This is a genomic window from Streptomyces sp. TLI_146 (genome assembly GCF_002846415.1).
In the GTDB taxonomy this organism is placed as follows: Bacteria; Actinomycetota; Actinomycetes; order Streptomycetales; family Streptomycetaceae; genus Streptomyces.
In genome coordinates this window covers 5,419,400-5,435,122 of record NZ_PJMX01000001.1, presented here as the reverse complement: position 1 = coordinate 5,435,122, position 15,723 = coordinate 5,419,400, and the positions used below count along the sequence as shown (strand labels likewise).

Genomic DNA, 15,723 nt, shown 5'->3' with positions numbered 1-15,723 from the left:
GACGCCATGAAATTCGCACAGATAATCGACTTCAAGACCGACCGGTACGACGACCTGGACCGGCTCATGGACCAGTGGGTCGAGCAGACCAAGGGCAAGCGGACGGCCACCCGCGGCCTCATCGGCAAGGACCGCTCCGACGGGTCGCACTTCGTCGAGGTCGTCGAATTCCCCTCGTACGACGAGGCCATGGCGAACTCCAAGCTCCCGGAGACGAACCGTATCTTCGAGGAGATGGTGGCTCTCTGCGACGGCATGCCCACCTTCACCGACCTCGATGTGGTCCGCGACGAGCAGTTGAACGCCGCAACTGTCCGCCGGTTCTTCCACGAGATCGCCGTCGGGGGCAACCTCAACGCCATCGACGAGGTGTTCGCGGCCGACTACGCCGACCACGACATCATCAAGGACGAGGAGACCGTCGTCGGGGCCGACGTCATCCGCCAGGACGTGAGCTCGTGGCGGAACGCGTTCGAGTTCACCTTCTCGCTCGACCGGCAGATCTGCGAGGGCGACGACGTGGTCACCCTGTGGACCTGGACGGGCACCCACAAGGGCGACTTCATGGGCATCGCCCCCACCGGCAAGGTGTGCACCATGACCGGCACCACGGTCTTCCGCTGCAAGGACGGCAGGATCCAGGAGGGCTGGTGGCACGAGGACGCGCTGGGCCTGATGAAGCAGCTCGGCGCGCTCGGCTGACCCCGGGCGGGCACGGCGAAGGCCCCTGTCCGCCGATAGCGGCGGACAGGGGCCCTCACACGTCGTACGACATCAGCCGACGCGGGGCGTCAGCGCATCACACCAGGTCAGTGGCTGTGGCCGTGACCGTGGCCGTGACCGGCGTCGCCCTCTTCCTCGGCCGGCTTCTCGACGACCAGGGTCTCGGTCGTGAGCAGCAGGGAGGCGATGGAGGCGGCGTTCTCCAGGGCGGAGCGCGTCACCTTGACCGGGTCGATGACGCCGGCCTTGACCAGGTCGCCGTACTCACCGGTGGCGGCGTTGAAGCCGTTGCCCTTCTCCAGCTCCGCCACCTTCGAGGTGATGACGTAGCCCTCGAGACCGGCGTTCTCGGCGATCCAGCGCAGCGGCTCGACGGCGGCGCGGCGGACGACCGCGACACCCGTGGCCTCGTCGCCGGCCAGGCCGAGGTTGCCCTCCAGGACCTTGACGGCGTGGACGAGCGCGGAGCCACCACCGGAGACGATGCCCTCCTCGACCGCGGCGCGGGTCGCGGAGATGGCGTCCTCCAGACGGTGCTTCTTCTCCTTCAGCTCCACCTCGGTGGCGGCGCCGACCTTGATCACGCACACGCCGCCGGCCAGCTTCGCGAGGCGCTCCTGGAGCTTCTCGCGGTCCCAGTCGGAGTCCGTGGACTCGATCTCGGCCTTGATCTGCGCGACGCGGCCGACGACGTCCTCGTGGTTGCCGCCACCGTCGACGATGGTCGTGTCGTCCTTGGTGATCGTGACGCGGCGGGCCGAGCCCAGCACGTCCAGACCGGCCTGGTCGAGCTTGAGGCCGACCTCCTCGGCGATGACGGTGGCACCGGTGAGGGTGGCCATGTCCTGGAGCATCGCCTTGCGGCGGTCGCCGAAGCCCGGGGCCTTGACGGCCACGGCGTTGAACGTGCCGCGGATCTTGTTGACGACCAGGGTCGACAGGGCCTCGCCCTCGACGTCCTCGGCGATGATCAGGAGCGGCTTGGAGGCGCCGGCCTGGATGACCTTCTCAAGGAGCGGCAGCAGGTCCTGGATCGATGAGATCTTGCCCTGGTTGATCAGGATGTACGGGTCGTCGAGGACGGCCTCCATACGCTCCTGGTCGGAGACCATGTACGGCGAGAGGTAGCCCTTGTCGAAGGCCATGCCCTCGGTGAACTCCAGCTCCAGGCCGAAGGTGTTGGACTCCTCGACGGTGATGACACCGTCCTTGCCGACCTTGTCCATCGCCTCGGCGATGAGCTCGCCGACCTGGGTGTCCTGCGCGGAGAGCGCGGCCACGGCGGCGATGTCGGACTTGTCGTCGATCGGACGGGCGGTCTCGAGGAGCTCGGCGGACACGGCCTTGACCGCGGCGTCGATACCCTTCTTCAGGGCGGCCGGGGAGGCACCCGCGGCGACGTTGCGCAGGCCCTCGCGGACCAGCGCCTGGGCCAGCACGGTGGCGGTGGTGGTGCCGTCACCCGCGATGTCGTTGGTCTTGGTCGCCACCTCCTTCACGAGCTGGGCGCCCAGGTTCTCGTACGGGTCGTCGAGCTCGACCTCGCGGGCGATCGTGACACCGTCGTTGGTGATGGTGGGGGCGCCGAACTTCTTGTCGATGACGACGTTGCGGCCCTTGGGGCCGATCGTCACCTTCACCGTGTCGGCAAGCTTGTTGACGCCGCGCTCAAGGGCGCGACGGGCGTCCTCGTCGAACTTCAGGATCTTCGCCATGGGAGCGGTTCAGCCCTCTCGGAAACTCGGGGTTACGAAAACTGCGCCCCTCGCCGCCCGGCTGTCAGCGGGGTGGCCAGGGGCGCAGCTCAGAAGCATTCGCTTCGAGATGAATTACTTCTCGATGATCGCGAGCACGTCGCGAGCCGAGAGGACGAGGTACTCCTCGCCGTTGTACTTCACCTCGGTGCCGCCGTACTTGCTGTAGAGCACGACGTCACCGACGGCGACGTCGAGCTCGACGCGCTTGCCGTCCTCGACCCGGCCCGGGCCCACGGCCAGGACGACGCCCTCCTGGGGCTTCTCCTTGGCGGTGTCCGGAATGACCAGGCCGGAGGCCGTGGTCTGCTCGGCGTCGAGCGGCTGGACCACAATGCGGTCCTCGAGCGGCTTGATGGCAACCTTGGAGCTGGCGGTCGTCACGGTCCGGTCTCCCCCTTCGGAGATCTCACGGGGTTAACTGTTTGGGTGGCGACCAGGTGGATCCGTCGTCGCGGGTGCCGGACCTGCCCGTCGCTGTGTTGGCACTCTCCGGTGGGGAGTGCCAGAGCCGAGACTAGGGCGGCGATTAGCACTCGGTCAAGCGGAGTGCCAAGCTGCAGGCCGTGGCGGCCGAATTCCGACGGTGGTGAGCGGCCCCGCGGGCCCCCCGCCGACGAAGAATCCACCTGCCCGGTTCGTCCGCACACCTGTGGACTTCACGACACGGCTTCTTCGGGAGAACCCTCGCCATCCGGGCGAAAGGCTCCCTAATGTCGGGCCGATGAGGACGATGCGTACGGATACGGGAGCGGGCTCCCGTACGGACGGCGACAGCGGGGGCCCGGACGCCGAGGCGGAGCCGGGGCGGGCGCTCGCGTCCGCGCGCCGCCGCACCGAGGCGCTGCTGCTCGCGCTGGTCGTGGTCGTCACGGTCGGCGGCCACGCCTGTGTCTCGGCGGCGCTGACCGGCACGATCCCGCGCGCCACCGCCGAGTTCGCGGTGAGCATGACGCTGATCGCGCTGGCCGGGCATCTGACCGTACGCAGGTTCGCGGCGTACGCGGACCCGCTGATCCTGCCGCTGGCGGTGCTCCTGTCCGGGCTCGGCCTGGTGCTGCTGTACAGGCTCGACCCGGCGTACGCGAAGGCGTTCAAGTCGGCGCCCACCGCGTCGGGACAGCTGGTGTGGACGGTGATCGGGCTGACGGGCTGTCTGCTGACGGTGGCGCTGCTGCGCGACCACCGCCGCCTCCAGCGCTACATCTACGTCTCGATGGCGGTGGCGCTCGTGCTGCTGATGGCCCCGTCGTTCTTCGGGGCGGACACGTACGGCGCCAAGCGCTGGGTCTATCTGGGCCCGTTCTCGCTCCAGCCCGGCGAGTTCGTGAAGATCATGATCACGGTGTTCTTCGCGGGCTATCTGGTGGTCCACCGCGACTCGCTGGCGCTCACCGGCCGCAAGGTCCTGGGCGTCCGGCTGCCGCCGGGCCGCCAGATGGCGCCGCTGGTGGCGATCTGGGTGCTGAGCCTGCTGGTGCTGGTCTTCGAACGCGACCTGGGTACGTCGCTGATCTTCTTCGGCCTCTTCGTGGTCATGCTGTACGTGGCGACCGAGCGCACCAGCTGGATCGTGTGCGGGGTGCTGATGGCGGCGGTCGGGGCGTACGTGGTCGGCTCGACCGAGCCGCACGTCAAGGGCCGGATCGTGGCCTGGCTGCACCCCTTCGACGTCTTCCTGCCACCGGACAGGCGCCCGCCTGGCCTGGTCTCCGACCAGCTGGCGCAGGGCCTCTTCAGCTTCGGCAGCGGCGGGATGACCGGGACTGGCCTGGGCGAGGGCCACCCCGAGCTGGTCGGCTTCGCGGGCCGCAGCGACTTCATCCTGACGACGGTCGGGGAGGAGCTGGGCATGGCCGGGGTGATGGCGGTGCTCCTGCTGTACGGCCTGCTGGCCCAGCGGGGCCTGCGGACGGCCCTGGCGGCCCACGACGCGTTCGGCAAACTCCTGGCCACGGGGCTGGCGGCGGCGCTGGCCCTCCAGGTGTTCGTGGTGGTCGGCGGCGTGACGGGCCTGATCCCCCTCACGGGCAAGGCCCTCCCGTTCCTGGCGAAGGGGGGTTCGTCGCTGGTGGCGAACTGGGTGATGGTGGCGTTGCTGATCCGGGTGAGCGACGCGGCGGGGCGGCGGGCGGGGTGGTGATGCCCGGTCTTTGTCTGCGGGCCGTCCCCAACCGGTCGCGCAGTTCCCCGCGCCCCTGGATGCGCCTCTTCGGGGCGCCCGGGGGATTGCCGCGCAGCGGCATTTTCAGGGGCGCGGGGAACTGCGCGACCAGCCATCTACGGTCCGCAGACGAACGACGTCCGGGGGCCGGGGCCGCAACCCCCGGGAAACCCACCCTCGCCCCCACCCCGCCCGGCCACCGCCTCAGACGTAGTCCTCCAGCCGAGCCACCGCATACCCCTTGTCCGTGATCACCTTCATCACCTGCCGGATCATGTCCGGCATCGTCCCCTTCCAGTCCCCCGGCCCCCGGAAGTGCGTGAGCACGATGTCCCCGGGGTGCAGATCCCGGTCCCACTCGCGCCACTCCATGTGGTCGGGGAACGCCTCCGCCGCCCACAGCGGCACCGCCTTGACCCCGCACGACTGGGCCGCGCGCAGGGTGTCCTCGTTGTAGTTGCCGTACGGCGGCCGGAACAGCCGGGGCCGCTTCCCCGCCCACTTCTCGATCTTGTCCTGCTGGTCGCAGATCTCGTGCCGCTGCTCCTCGTAGGAGAGCCCGGGCATATAGCGGTGGTTCAGCGTGTGGTTGTTGAGCGTGACGCCAAGACCCTGCATCCGCTTGAAGTACGGGTAGTCCGTGCGGACGAGGTAGTCGCTGAGGAATGCGCTGTACGGGATGCGCAGTTCCCGCATCATCTTCAGCAGCGCGGGATCCTTCTCGGCCCCGTCGTCGATGGTGAGGAAGACGATCCGGTCCTTGGTCGGCACGGTCGTGAAGACGGGCGGCAGCGCGTCGCCCCCGTCCGTCTCGAACCCGGGCCGGTTGGTGATCTTCGGTTTGACGGCGGGCGGCGCGGGCGCGGCCAGCGGCACCTTGGCCAGCTTCCACTTCTTCGCGGCGGCGACCCGCGCGGCCTGCGCCTCTTTGAGCTGGGCGGAGTAGCCGGCGAGGGCGCGGGCGGCGTGGTTGCCGTAGGCCTGCGGTCCGGCGGCCGCCTTGCCGCCGTGCCGGGCGGCGGGGGCCTCCTCGTCGGCGCACCCGGAGGCGAGCGCGGCGACGACCAGCCCGGCCACCAGAACGAGCGGCGCTTTCGCCCTGCCACCACGCCGAAAATGTTCCTTTTGTCGTACAAGCTGCATGCCGCCGCATCCTGTCAGTGCGACGCAGCAGACCGGGGGCGACACCCGCCACCGGGCGCGTACCGTCCCCCGCCTGGCCCACAATGGGGCGGGTGAACGACCTCGACACCTTCCGCGCCCTGCTCACCCCCGAGGGCACGGGCCTGCTGGACTCGCTCCGCGACTACGACCCGGCCCAGGAGCTGGCGGTGGCGACCCGGCTGCGCCGCACCCACGCCCCCGAGCTGGTCTCGGCCGCGCTGGCCCAGGCGCGGCTGCGCCAGCGCGCGGTCGCGAAGTTCGGCGCGGACGACGCGTACCGGATGTTCTTCACGCCCAACGGCGTCGAGCAGTCCACCCGCGCCTCGGTGGCCGCCTACCGCGCCAGGGTCTTCGCCGCCGAGGGCGTACGGAGTGTGGCGGACCTGTGCTGCGGCATCGGCGGCGACGCGCTGGCGCTGGCCCGGGCGGGCATCTCCGTCCTCGCGGTGGACCGCGACGAGCTGACGGCCGAGGTCGCCCGCGCCAACGCGGCGGCGCTGGGCCTCGCGGAGCTGATCGAGGTGCGGTGCGCGGACGTGACGGACGTGGACACGTCGGGGTGGGACGCGGTGTTCGTGGACCCGGCGCGCCGGGGTGGCCGAGGCCGCGTCTTCGACCCCGAGGCGTACTCGCCTCCCCTGTCCTGGGCGGTCGGCGCGGCCCTGAAGGCCCCCTTCGCGGCCCTGAAGATCGCCCCCGGCATCCCCCACGAGTCGGTCCCGCCCGAGGCCGAGGCGGAGTGGATCTCGGACGGCGGCGACGTGAAGGAGGCGGTGCTGTGGTTCGGGGCACGGGCACCCGCACCCCCGGCTCGGTCCGCGCCACGCTCCTGCCCGCCGAGGCCACCCTGTGGACCCCCGCACCCCTGCCGGCACCGCCGGTGGGCCCGGTCGGCCGCTACCTCCACGAGCCGGACGGCGCGGTCATCCGCGCCCACCTGGTCGCCGAGATCGTCGCGGCCTGCGACGGCCGCCTCGTCGACGAGACCATCGCGTACGTGACGAGCGACGAGCCGTACGCCTCCCCGTTCACCACCGCGTACGAGATCACCGACGAACTGCCCTTCAACATGAAGAAGCTGAAGGCCCTGCTGCGGGAGCGCGGCGTCGGCGTCCTCACCGTCAAGAAGCGCGGCTCGGCGGTCGAACCGGAGGAACTCCGCCGCAAGATGAAGCTCCAGGGCCGGGCCTCGGCGACGGTGTTCCTGACCCGGGTGGCGGGGGCTCCGACGATGCTGATCGGCAGGCCGGTTCCGCAGGGCTGACCTGCGTAGCGCCATCGGCGTAACCCTCGTCACATCACCTCCACTTCGCAACTGCGGAGCTGTCAGAGGTCGTTGTCAAGGTGAAAGGAGACGGGGGTGGTGGACATGGGACCAGGGGGCAGCGGCCCGACCTCGGCGTGCCCGAGGACGACGGGCTGACGAAGCTGGCGGGCGACCTGGACGAGATGCTGCGCCATCTCGACCGCCAGGTCCGCCGCATGGACGGGATCGTCGACCGGATCGAGGCGGGCCGGCGCGGCCCGGCCGGCTCGGCGTACCGGGATCTGCACCGGGGCGGCCAAGGACGCCGTGCGGATACGTGAGGTCATCCAGGTCATCGAGGAGGCGGTCCGGCTGAGCCGGGACGGCTTCAGCGAGCAGGACCTCGAAGTCCATGCCGATCCCCTAGCAGCGAAGGCAGCAGTCACGTGCAGTCGTACACGGCGGCCCTGTTCACCGGCGGCCCGGTGGCGCACCTCCTCGACCTGGCCATCAGGGTGCAGGCGTCCCAGGGGGCGCTGTCCCTGGACGACGAGATCCGACGATACGCCCGGCTGGTCGCCGCCTCGCGGACGGCGGACCAGAACTGCCCGGTCCGAACCGGGGCGGCCCTTCTCGACTTCCTCGGGGACCTCCTGGAGAGGAAGGCGCTGGGCGACGTCCCCCAGGAATTCACGGAAAAGCTTTCGGCCGCCTCCGAAGGCACCGACCCGGCGGAATACCTGCATACGCTCGCCGGGATCGTACGCATTCTGGACCGGGACCTTCCGCCCGAGTACGGCGAACTCCCCATGAACTCGTGGGAAGCCGGTCTGGCGTTCCCTCATCTCGCCAGATTCACCGCGCAGCTGACCGACGACCTGGAATCCGCCACGGTCGCGGACGCGGTGCGGGCGTACATCGCGGCGGAGCACCCCTTCTGCTCCGATTCCCTGGCGCCCTGGGTCGCCGAGGCCCACCGCGCCCTCGTCCTCTTCCCGGACGCGGCGGCGCAGCGGGAGAACCTGCTGCCCGCCATCCCCTGGAGCTCACCGGACGCCCTGCGCGAACTGCTCGGAGCCGTGGACGACCACATGCGCCGGGAGCACTCGTGAGCCGTACGGAGAACAACATGCCTGCGCCACACCTGGCACACCCGCCCCTGGGCCCTGGCCACCACCGAGGCCCAGCTGCGCGAGTACGCCAAGAACCCGCCGGGCCGACTGCGCCTTCGCCTGGGCGGGTTCTACCCGGTGCCCGATGTGGGCCTCGCCGACTCCGGGACGACACCGCCCGCGCCGAGGCGCTGGCAGCCCTGGGCATGGAAGTCGACCCACCGGCCCCCTACGGCCCGGGAGCGTGGCTGAGCGCGGTCGCGGACCTGCTGGCTACGCCAGGTCCGTGAGCTCCTCGGCGTACACCTGGGACAGCGGCTGCGGCCCCACGTACTGCTGGCAGTTGCACTGGCCCGACTCGTAGCGGACCGGGTGCTTGGACTCGTCCCAGGCGACCGGGATCTCCACCCGCTCATGGCACTTGCCCTGCTTGTCGTGCTTGGCGAGGTGGTGGGTGCAGCCGCAGACCGGCTCCGGGGGGCGGTTGGCCGCCTCAAGGGCGAGGCGTTCGCGCTTGGCCGCCTCCAGGCGTTCGAGCTTGCGCTCGTGGCGGGTGCGCAGGGCCGTGCGGCCCGTGTCGGCCGCCCAGCCGAAGCCTCCCATCCAGAAGACGATGAGGACCCACCAGTACCATTCCATTTTTGTCGCCTTTCCCCCTGAGACCGCGCGGCGTACGCACGTGCGTTCAGGATAGGTGCGCCGACGGCAGGAGTCGTAGGGCCCAGCGGCGGTGGGCGAGCGCCTTGGTGACGGCGATCAGGCCCGTCAGCCAGCACACCAGGCCCAGGCCCATCGTCAGGACCACCATGCCGTACGTGTCGTGGCCCGGCCGCGCAGCCGCCGGGACCGTCACGCACACGAACAGGCCCAGCGCGCACATCAGCCCGCCCGGCAGCAGCCACGCCAGGCTCAGGCCGGGGGCCCGCAGCCCGGCGTCCGCCGGGTGGCGGTCCAACGCGGCCCACTGGACGAGCAGTTGGCGGATCCTCGCGTCCTTGCGCAGGCCCGCCACCATCGCCACCGCCGTCGGCACCACCGCCCCCAGACCGATCACCAGGCAGATCACACCGAACAGCATCGACAGCACGTCCAGCGACTCGGTGAACGCGCTCACCGCCGTCCCCACGAACGCCCAGCCCGTGGCGAGCAGCACCGCCCAGCCCCAGTGCGCCGCGATCCGCCCCGGCCCCAACTGCCGTGCCACCAGGTCGCTCAGCACGCCCGCACGGTCCACGAGCAGGGCGTTCCGGTCGGGCCAGGCACGGAGCCCGACCGGGGGCGGGGGCGGCGGCAGGGGCGTGCGGGGTGACATGTGCACGAGATTACCGGCGGCCCGGCTCCTCGACTCCGCCCCCGTACGCACCTTTCGGTAAGTACGCACTTAAAAGTCGGTACTTGTCGCCCCAGGTGCCGCGCATGAGACTCGGAACCCACGGCGATCGCGCCGCCTCACCAACCCCCGCCAAGGAGACCTCCTCCATGAGTTCCGTTTCCGTCGTCGGCCTGGGCGCCATGGGCACCGCCCTCGCCGACGCCCTCCTCGCCGCCGGGCACCCCACCACCGTCTGGAACCGCACCCCCGCCAAGGCCGACCCGCTCGTCGAACGCGGGGCGCAGCGGGCCGGGAGCGTCGCCGAGGCCGCCCGGGCCGCCGACGTGGTGGTCCTCTGCGTCCTCGGATACGCCGATGTGCATGCCCTGGTGGACGCCGCCCGGGACGACCTGCCCGGGCGCCTCGTCGTCAACCTCACCAACGGGTCGCCCGACGAGGCCCGCGAACTGGCCGACAAGGTACGGTCGTTGGGCGCCGACTACCTCGACGGCGGCATCATGGCCGTCCCGGCGATGATCGGCCGACCCGAGGCCCTCGTGCTCTACAGCGGCTCCACGCCCGCCTTCGAGGCGCACCGCGAGGTGCTGAAGGTCTTCGGCCGCGCCGTCTACCTCGGCGACGACGCGGGCCGCGCCCCGCTGCACGACCTGGCGCTGCTGACCGGCATGTACGGGATGTTCGCCGGGTTCCTCCAGTCGGCGGCGCTGGTGCGGTCGGCGGGCGCGGACGTGGAGGAGTTCACGACCGCGCTGCTCGTCCCGTGGCTGCACGCCATGACGGGCGTCCTGCCCGAGATGGCGGCCCAGGCCGTCAAGGGCTCGTACGCGTCGACCGGCTCCAACCTCGCCATGCAGGTCGCCGCCCAGGACACGCTCGAAGGCCTCGGCCGCGCCCAGGGCGTGAGCACCGAACTGCTCGCCCCGCTCTTCGACCTGATGCGCCGCCGCGTCGCGGACGGGCACGGCGAGGAGGACCTGGCCGGAGTGGTGGAGCTGCTGCACCGGCCGTGAGCCCGTCACTCCCCCTCGTACGCCGCCTTCAGCGCCGCCACGTCCAGCTTTCCCATCTTCATCATCGCGTCCACCATCCGGTTCACCGCCGCCCGGTCGTCCGAGCTCATCCGCTCGCTCAGATAGCTCGGCACGATCTGCCAGGACAGGCCGTACTTGTCCTTCAGCCAGCCGCACGGCCCCGGCTCGCCGCCGTCGGCGGTCAGCTTGGCCCAGAGGTCGTCGACCTCCTCCTGGGAGCCGCAGTCGACGGAGAGCGAGATGGCCTCGTTGAAGGACCAGTCCTGCTTGCCGCCGTTGAGTGCCGTGTACTGCTGGCCGGCCAGCTCGAAGACGACCGTCATGACCGAGCCGCCCTGGTGCGGGACGGCCTCCGGGTACCGCGTGGTCTCCACGATCCGCGAGTCCCCGCCGAAGACGGAGACATAGAAACGCGCGGCCTCCTCGGCCTTGTCCTCGAACCACAGGAACGTCGTGATCTTCTGAGCGGACATGGGTGCTGCCTCCCTCTCGACCGGCCCGCCGGCGCGGCTGCCGGCGGGTGTGGAAGGTAGACCGGGGCCGCCGGGGAAACTCATCGCCGGGCCGGGGCCGCCGGGGAAACTCATCGCCGGGCCGGGGCCGCCGCCCCGCCTCAGCCCGCCGCGCGCGCCCGCAGCAGCTCCCGCTCGCGCTCGTTGCGGGTCAGCTCCGCCGCGCGGCTGAACTCCGCGCGGGCCTCCTCCGTACGCCCGAGGCGCTCCAGCAGGTCGCCCCGGACGCTCGGCAGCAGGTGGTAGGCGCGCAGGGCCGGGTCGGCGGCGAGGGCGTCCACGATCGCCAGGCCCGCCCCGGGGCCCTCGGCCATCGACACGGCGACCGCCCGGTTCAGCTCCACCACCGGGGAGGGCGCGATCGCCGCGAGCCGCCGGTAGAGCGCGGCGATCGCCGCCCAGTCGGTCTCCTCGTACGAGGCGGCCCGCGCGTGGCAGGCGGCGATGGCGGCCTGGAGCGCGTAAGGGCCGGGGGCGCCGCCGAGTTCGCCCGCGCGGGTCAGCGCCGCGAAGCCGCGCCGGATCAGCAGCCGGTTCCAGCGGGAGCGGTTCTGGTCGGCGAGCAGTACGGGGGCGCCGGTCGCGTCCGTGCGCGCGCTGATGCGCGACGCCTGGATCTCCAGGAGCGCGGCCAGCGCGTGGACCTCGGGCTCCTCGGGCATCAGAGCGGCCAGCACCCGCGCGAGCCGCAGCGCGTCCTCGCACAGCGCCGGGCGCACCAGGTCGTCACCGGCCGTCGCCGCGTACCCCTCGTTGAAGACGAGGTAGATGACCTCGAGGACGGACGCGAGCCGCGCCGCGCGCTCCGGGCCGTACGGCACCTCGAACGGCACCCCCGCCCCGGCCAGCGACCGTTTGGCGCGGGAGATCCGCTGGGCGACCGTCGGCTCCTGGGCGAGGAAGGCGCGGGCGATCTCGTCCGTCGTCAGCCCGCCGAGCAGCCGCAGCGTCAGGGCGATGCGCGCCTCGGTGGAGAGCACCGGGTGGCAGGCGGTGAAGATCAGCCGCAGCAGGTCGTCGTCGATCGCGTCCGGGTCCTCGGCGGCCGCGAACTCCGGTTCCACCGCCGCCTCGTCGAGGTCGCGGCCGATCTCGGCGAGCTTGCGCGCGTACGTCTCGCGGCGCCGCACCAGGTCGACGGCCCGGTGCCTGGCAGCGGCCGTGAGCCAGGCGCCCGGGTTGTCCGGAACCCCTGTCTCCGGCCACCGCTCCAGGGCGGCGACCAGCGCGTCCTGCGCCAGCTCCTCGGCGATGCCGACATCCCTGACGATCCGGGCGACGGCCGCGATGACGCGCGGGGCCTCGATCCGGAAGACGGCCTCGACCGCGTCCTTTTCTGTGCTCACGGGCAGTCATGAGAGCACCCGCGCGGCCCGACGGCAATCGGCGCCGGGCCGGGGACGCGGTGTCAGCCCTCGGCGATCTCGCGGAGCTCGCAGGTGACCGTCCAGTGCTCCTCGTGGATCGTCAGGAACCGCTTGGTCCACTCGATCGCCTCGGCCCTGTCCTTGCACTGCAGGAGCGCGTAGCCGCCGACGACCTCCTTGGACTCGGTGAACGGGCCGTCGGTCGTCGAAAGCCGCCCGCCCGCCCAGGTGATCCTGGTGCCCTGGGCGGTGGGGGTGAGCCCGGCGGTGTCGAGCAGCACCCCGGCCTTGGTCATCTCCTCGATCAGGTGGCCCATCCGCTCCATCAGCTCGGCGCTGGGGCCCTCGGCGGGGGCGTCGGCCTCGTTGACGCGGATCATGGACAGGTAGCGCGGCATGGTGTTCTCCTCGTGGCGTCCGGAAGTCCGGAAGGGTGGCGGCGGGGCTGTCGCCCCGTGGCGACGGGGCCGTTTCCCCGCCTCTCACCCTTACGTCGAACGGCCCGGCCCGGATTCGACACGGCGGGAGGAATTCCGCCCCACTTTTTTCTAGACGTAGTCCTCCAGGCGCGCCACCGCGAAGCCCTGCTCCTGGATGTGGCGGAGCATGTTCGCCGTCATCTCGGTCATCGTGTGGCCCTTGAGCTCGCTCTTGCCCCGGAAGTGGGCCAGGACGATGTCGCCGGGGTGGAGCTTCTTGTCGCCGCGCTGGTACTGCATGTTCTGGATCTGCATCGACTCGCGCCACAGCACGATCGACTGGATCCCGCACGCCTTGGCCGCCGCGCGCGTCGCCTCGTTCCAGTTGCCGTACGGCGGCCGGAAGAGCCGGGGCGCCTTGCCGTACTCCTTGGCCAGCTTCTCCTGCTGGCCGCATATCTGGCGCTGCTGCTGGTCGCCGCTCTCGGTCCGCATGTTGGGGTGCGTCAGGGTGTGGTTCTGGATCGCGTTGCCGAGCTGCTGGAGCGGCTTGAAATAGCCCTTGTTCCCGCTGATCGCCGCGTCGGTGAGGAACATCGTGAACGGGATCTTCAGGTCCCGCATCATCTCCACGAACCTGGGGTCCTTCTCGGCCCCGTCGTCGAAGGTCAGGAAGACGACCTTCTCCTTGGTGGGGATGTCGCTGATCACCGGGACCTCGCCCGGCTTCGGCTGCACCGGCTTGCGCGCGGGCGGCGCCGGGGCGGCGGGCAGCGGCTTGAGGCCCCACTTCTGGTACGCGGCCGCGCTCGCGGGGCCGTCCCCGGCGCCCCCGGCGGGCCCGGAGGCCGGTGCGGAGGGCGTGGGCGCCGCAGCGCCGCCGGTCTTGGCGGGGCCCGCCCCGGAGCCGCCGCCGGACGAGCAGCCCGTGGCGAGCAGCACCCCGGACAGGACCAGTGCCGCCGCTGCCGCGCTCTTCTTACCCACTGTGTGAACCAACCCCGAACCGCCGACCGATACGCCCCCTGCGTACAGATCGATGCAGAATTCAGGCCGGAGGTTCCACGCCGAGTGACTCGAAGCGCCAGCGGTGGACGGGTCTGGCCACCAACTCCCCGTCCGGCTCGGGCAGTTCGGGCAGCTCCGCGTCGTACGCCGCGTCCCACCAGGTGATCACGAGCACCCGGTCCTGCGGCGCCGCGAAGACCTCCCGGCGCACCGGCGCGTACGGCAGCGTCTGGGCCCGGGCCCAGGCGAGGAGGTCCCCGCCCCGGCCCTGGACCGCCCGCGCCTCCCACATCAGGGCGACCGTCACGGGTACAGGTTCTCCTTGCTGACCTCGTGCACATGGTCGTGGTCGTGGGAGTGGCCCGCGCCCGGCACATGCGGGTCCGTCACCGGCAGCGAGGAGTCCGCCGACAGATCCAGGTCCGAGGCGGGCCGGTTGCGCGCCACCATCTCCGCGCCGAGCGCCGCCACCATCGCGCCGTTGTCCGTGCACAGACCGGGCCGGGGCACCCGCAGCCGGATGCCCGCCTTCTCGCACCGCTCCTGGGCGAGCGCCCGCAGCCGCGAGTTGGCCGCGACCCCGCCGCCGATCATCAGATGGTCCACGCCCTCGTCCTTGCAGGCCCGGACGGCCTTGCGGGTCAGGACGTCGACCACGGCCTCCTGGAAGGAGGCGGCCACGTCCCGCACCGGCACCTCCTCGCCCGCGTTCCGCTTCGCCTCGATCCAGCGGGCCACGGCCGTCTTCAGCCCCGAGAAGGAGAAGTCGTACGCCGGGTCGCGCGAGCCGCTCAGGCCGCGCGGGAACGCGATCGCCGTCGGGTCGCCCTCCTTGGCGAGCCGGTCGATCACCGGGCCGCCGGGGAAGCCCAGGTCGAGCACGCGCGCGATCTTGTCGAAGGCCTCGCCCGCCGCGTCGTCGATCGTCGCGCCCATGGGGCGGACGTCGGCGGTGATGTCGGGCGCCAGCAGCAGCGAGGAGTGGCCGCCGCTGACCAGCAGCGCCATCGTGGGCTCGGGCAGCGGCCCGTGCTCCAGCTGGTCGACGCAGATGTGCGAGGCCAGGTGGTTCACCCCGTACAGCGGCTTGTTCAGGGCGTACGCGTACGCCTTGGCGGCCGAGACGCCGACGAGCAGCGCGCCCGCCAGGCCCGGGCCCGCCGTCACCGCGATGCCGTCGAGGTCCCGGGCGGAGATGCCGGCCGTCTTCAGGGCGCGCTCGATGGTGGGGACCATCGCCTCCAGGTGCGCGCGCGAGGCGATCTCGGGCACCACGCCGCCGAACCGGGCGTGGGTGTCCACGCTGGACGCGACGGCGTCGGCGAGCAGCGTCGTGCCGCGCACGATGCCGACGCCGGTCTCGTCGCAGGAGGTCTCGATGCCGAGTACCAGCGGTTCGTCAGCCATCAGTCAGTCTCTTCTGTTCCTCGGTTGTGTTCCTGGACGATCAGGCGCATCACGAGCGCGTCGACGTTGCCCGGCTGGTAGTAGCCCCGCCGGAATCCGATGGGCTCGAAGCCGAAGCGCTCGTAGAGCTTCTGGGCCCGGGTGTTGTCCACGCGTACTTCGAGCAGGACCTCGTCGCACTCGAAGGCGGTGGCGTGCTTGAGCAGGTCGGTCAGGAGCCGGGCGCCGAGGCCCGTGCCCCACTGGTCGCGGGCGGCGGCGATGGTCTGGACGTCCCCGAGGCCGCCCGCGGCCGCGAGTCCCGCGTAGCCGACCAGCCGGCCCGCCCCGTCCTCGGCGACCACATAGCGCCGGGTGGCGCCCGGGCCCCTGGCGTGCGCGAGCTCCGACCAGAACATCCCCGCCGACCAGGCGTCCTCGGGGAACAGGTCGTGTTCGAGCGCGAGCACCGGTTCTATGTCCCACCAGCGCATCTCGCGGAGC

17 protein-coding genes and 1 pseudogene are annotated in these 15,723 nt (G+C 71.5%); 6 read left to right on the top strand and 12 right to left on the bottom strand.

All coding sequences use genetic code 11. The annotated features are described in order from the left end of the window. The first annotated feature begins 6 nt into the window (after positions 1-6). Complete coding sequence (locus tag BX283_RS24460) at positions 7-702, top strand: ester cyclase (protein WP_101389641.1); 696 nt, start codon at positions 7-9, stop codon at positions 700-702. 107 nt (positions 703-809) lie between these two features. On the opposite strand, the gene groL is transcribed toward BX283_RS24460, so the two are convergent. Both groL and groES read right to left on the bottom strand, forming a co-directional pair. Continuing rightward, complete coding sequence (groL, locus tag BX283_RS24455) at positions 810-2,438, bottom strand: chaperonin GroEL (protein ID WP_101389640.1); 1,629 nt, start codon at positions 2,436-2,438, stop codon at positions 810-812. A 114-nt stretch (positions 2,439-2,552) separates the two neighbouring features. Then, positions 2,553-2,861, bottom strand: coding sequence for a co-chaperone GroES (groES, locus tag BX283_RS24450; protein ID WP_101389639.1), 309 nt, complete (start codon positions 2,859-2,861; stop codon positions 2,553-2,555). Positions 2,862-3,201: 340 nt separating this feature from the next. Here groES and BX283_RS24445 point away from each other — a divergent pair, with 340 nt between their 5' ends. Beyond that, positions 3,202-4,620 carry an FtsW/RodA/SpoVE family cell cycle protein gene (locus BX283_RS24445; RefSeq protein WP_257583749.1) on the top strand — a complete coding sequence of 473 codons (1,419 nt, stop codon included), beginning with the start codon at positions 3,202-3,204 and terminating at the stop codon, positions 4,618-4,620. Between the two features lie 225 nt (positions 4,621-4,845). On the opposite strand, the gene BX283_RS24440 is transcribed toward BX283_RS24445, so the two are convergent. Beyond that, the gene (locus BX283_RS24440; RefSeq protein WP_101389637.1) at positions 4,846-5,784 is read right to left on the bottom strand and encodes a polysaccharide deacetylase family protein; all 939 of its coding nucleotides are present in this window, start codon (positions 5,782-5,784) and stop codon (positions 4,846-4,848) included. Positions 5,785-5,867: 83 nt separating this feature from the next. On the opposite strand from BX283_RS24440, the pseudogene BX283_RS24435 reads away from it, so the two are divergent. From BX283_RS24435 to BX283_RS40730, 3 genes and pseudogenes are all read left to right on the top strand, one after another. Next, a pseudogene (locus tag BX283_RS24435) lies at positions 5,868-7,069 on the top strand (methyltransferase domain-containing protein). Between the two features lie 137 nt (positions 7,070-7,206). Continuing rightward, positions 7,207-7,392, top strand: a complete 186-nt coding sequence (locus BX283_RS24430; protein WP_373979286.1) for a hypothetical protein — start codon at positions 7,207-7,209, stop codon at positions 7,390-7,392. Between the two features lie 105 nt (positions 7,393-7,497). Beyond that, positions 7,498-8,163, top strand: a complete 666-nt coding sequence (locus BX283_RS40730) for a hypothetical protein (RefSeq protein WP_180356958.1) — start codon at positions 7,498-7,500, stop codon at positions 8,161-8,163. Between the two features lie 273 nt (positions 8,164-8,436). Here the strand turns inward: BX283_RS40730 and BX283_RS24415 are convergent, their stop codons facing one another. Together BX283_RS24415 and BX283_RS24410 are read right to left on the bottom strand one after the other, a co-directional pair. Then, positions 8,437-8,802 carry a hypothetical protein gene (locus BX283_RS24415; protein ID WP_101389635.1) on the bottom strand — a complete coding sequence of 122 codons (366 nt, stop codon included), beginning with the start codon at positions 8,800-8,802 and terminating at the stop codon, positions 8,437-8,439. Between the two features lie 46 nt (positions 8,803-8,848). Then, positions 8,849-9,475 (bottom strand): hypothetical protein, encoded by a 627-nt coding sequence (locus BX283_RS24410; RefSeq protein WP_101389634.1) that lies wholly within the window; start codon positions 9,473-9,475, stop codon positions 8,849-8,851. Between the two features lie 167 nt (positions 9,476-9,642). On the opposite strand from BX283_RS24410, the gene BX283_RS24405 reads away from it, so the two are divergent. Then, on the top strand, positions 9,643-10,506 hold the full coding sequence (locus tag BX283_RS24405; RefSeq protein ID WP_101389633.1) for an NAD(P)-dependent oxidoreductase: 864 nt from the start codon (positions 9,643-9,645) through the stop codon (positions 10,504-10,506). 5 nt (positions 10,507-10,511) lie between these two features. On the opposite strand, the gene BX283_RS24400 is transcribed toward BX283_RS24405, so the two are convergent. The 7 genes from BX283_RS24400 to rimI all read right to left on the bottom strand — a co-directional run bounded on the left by BX283_RS24400 (position 10,512) and on the right by rimI (position 15,713). Continuing rightward, a complete protein-coding gene (locus tag BX283_RS24400; RefSeq protein WP_101389632.1) occupies positions 10,512-11,000 on the bottom strand; it encodes a VOC family protein in 489 nt (162 codons plus the stop codon). A gap of 140 nt (positions 11,001-11,140) precedes the next feature. After that, positions 11,141-12,385: an RNA polymerase sigma factor gene (locus BX283_RS24395; RefSeq protein WP_373979285.1), complete on the bottom strand. Its 1,245-nt coding sequence runs from the start codon at positions 12,383-12,385 to the stop codon at positions 11,141-11,143. A gap of 62 nt (positions 12,386-12,447) precedes the next feature. Continuing rightward, on the bottom strand, positions 12,448-12,804 hold the full coding sequence (locus BX283_RS24390) for a YciI family protein (protein WP_101389630.1): 357 nt from the start codon (positions 12,802-12,804) through the stop codon (positions 12,448-12,450). 150 nt (positions 12,805-12,954) lie between these two features. Then, positions 12,955-13,812, bottom strand: a complete 858-nt coding sequence (locus tag BX283_RS24385) for a polysaccharide deacetylase family protein (RefSeq protein ID WP_257583744.1) — start codon at positions 13,810-13,812, stop codon at positions 12,955-12,957. A gap of 61 nt (positions 13,813-13,873) precedes the next feature. Next, positions 13,874-14,140 (bottom strand): hypothetical protein, encoded by a 267-nt coding sequence (locus BX283_RS24380; RefSeq protein ID WP_101389628.1) that lies wholly within the window; start codon positions 14,138-14,140, stop codon positions 13,874-13,876. Then, positions 14,137-15,240, bottom strand: a complete 1,104-nt coding sequence (tsaD, locus tag BX283_RS24375; protein WP_101389627.1) for a tRNA (adenosine(37)-N6)-threonylcarbamoyltransferase complex transferase subunit TsaD — start codon at positions 15,238-15,240, stop codon at positions 14,137-14,139. Before tsaD ends, BX283_RS24380 begins: the two co-directional genes overlap by 4 nt. Next, positions 15,240-15,713 (bottom strand): ribosomal protein S18-alanine N-acetyltransferase, encoded by a 474-nt coding sequence (rimI, locus tag BX283_RS24370; RefSeq protein WP_101392549.1) that lies wholly within the window; start codon positions 15,711-15,713, stop codon positions 15,240-15,242. The genes tsaD and rimI overlap by 1 nt, the downstream gene beginning before the upstream one ends. Positions 15,714-15,723 lie beyond the last annotated feature (10 nt).

Bases quoted from the DNA above. Each gene is read 5' to 3' on its own strand.
- BX283_RS24405 (WP_101389633.1), top strand. From the start codon at position 9,643: ATGAGTTCCGTTTCCGTCGTCGGCCTGGGCGCCATGGGCACCGCCCTC.
- BX283_RS24440 (WP_101389637.1), bottom strand. From the start codon at position 5,784: ATGCAGCTTGTACGACAAAAGGAACATTTTCGGCGTGGTGGCAGGGCG.
- BX283_RS24410 (WP_101389634.1), bottom strand. From the start codon at position 9,475: ATGTCACCCCGCACGCCCCTGCCGCCGCCCCCGCCCCCGGTCGGGCTC.
- rimI (WP_101392549.1), bottom strand. From the start codon at position 15,713: ATGCGCTGGTGGGACATAGAACCGGTGCTCGCGCTCGAACACGACCTG.
- BX283_RS24390 (WP_101389630.1), bottom strand. From the start codon at position 12,804: ATGCCGCGCTACCTGTCCATGATCCGCGTCAACGAGGCCGACGCCCCC.
- tsaD (WP_101389627.1), bottom strand. From the start codon at position 15,240: ATGGCTGACGAACCGCTGGTACTCGGCATCGAGACCTCCTGCGACGAG.
- BX283_RS24445 (WP_257583749.1), top strand. From the start codon at position 3,202: ATGAGGACGATGCGTACGGATACGGGAGCGGGCTCCCGTACGGACGGC.
- BX283_RS24400 (WP_101389632.1), bottom strand. From the start codon at position 11,000: ATGTCCGCTCAGAAGATCACGACGTTCCTGTGGTTCGAGGACAAGGCC.
- BX283_RS24460 (WP_101389641.1), top strand. From the start codon at position 7: ATGAAATTCGCACAGATAATCGACTTCAAGACCGACCGGTACGACGAC.
- groL (WP_101389640.1), bottom strand. From the start codon at position 2,438: ATGGCGAAGATCCTGAAGTTCGACGAGGACGCCCGTCGCGCCCTTGAG.
- BX283_RS24415 (WP_101389635.1), bottom strand. From the start codon at position 8,802: ATGGAATGGTACTGGTGGGTCCTCATCGTCTTCTGGATGGGAGGCTTC.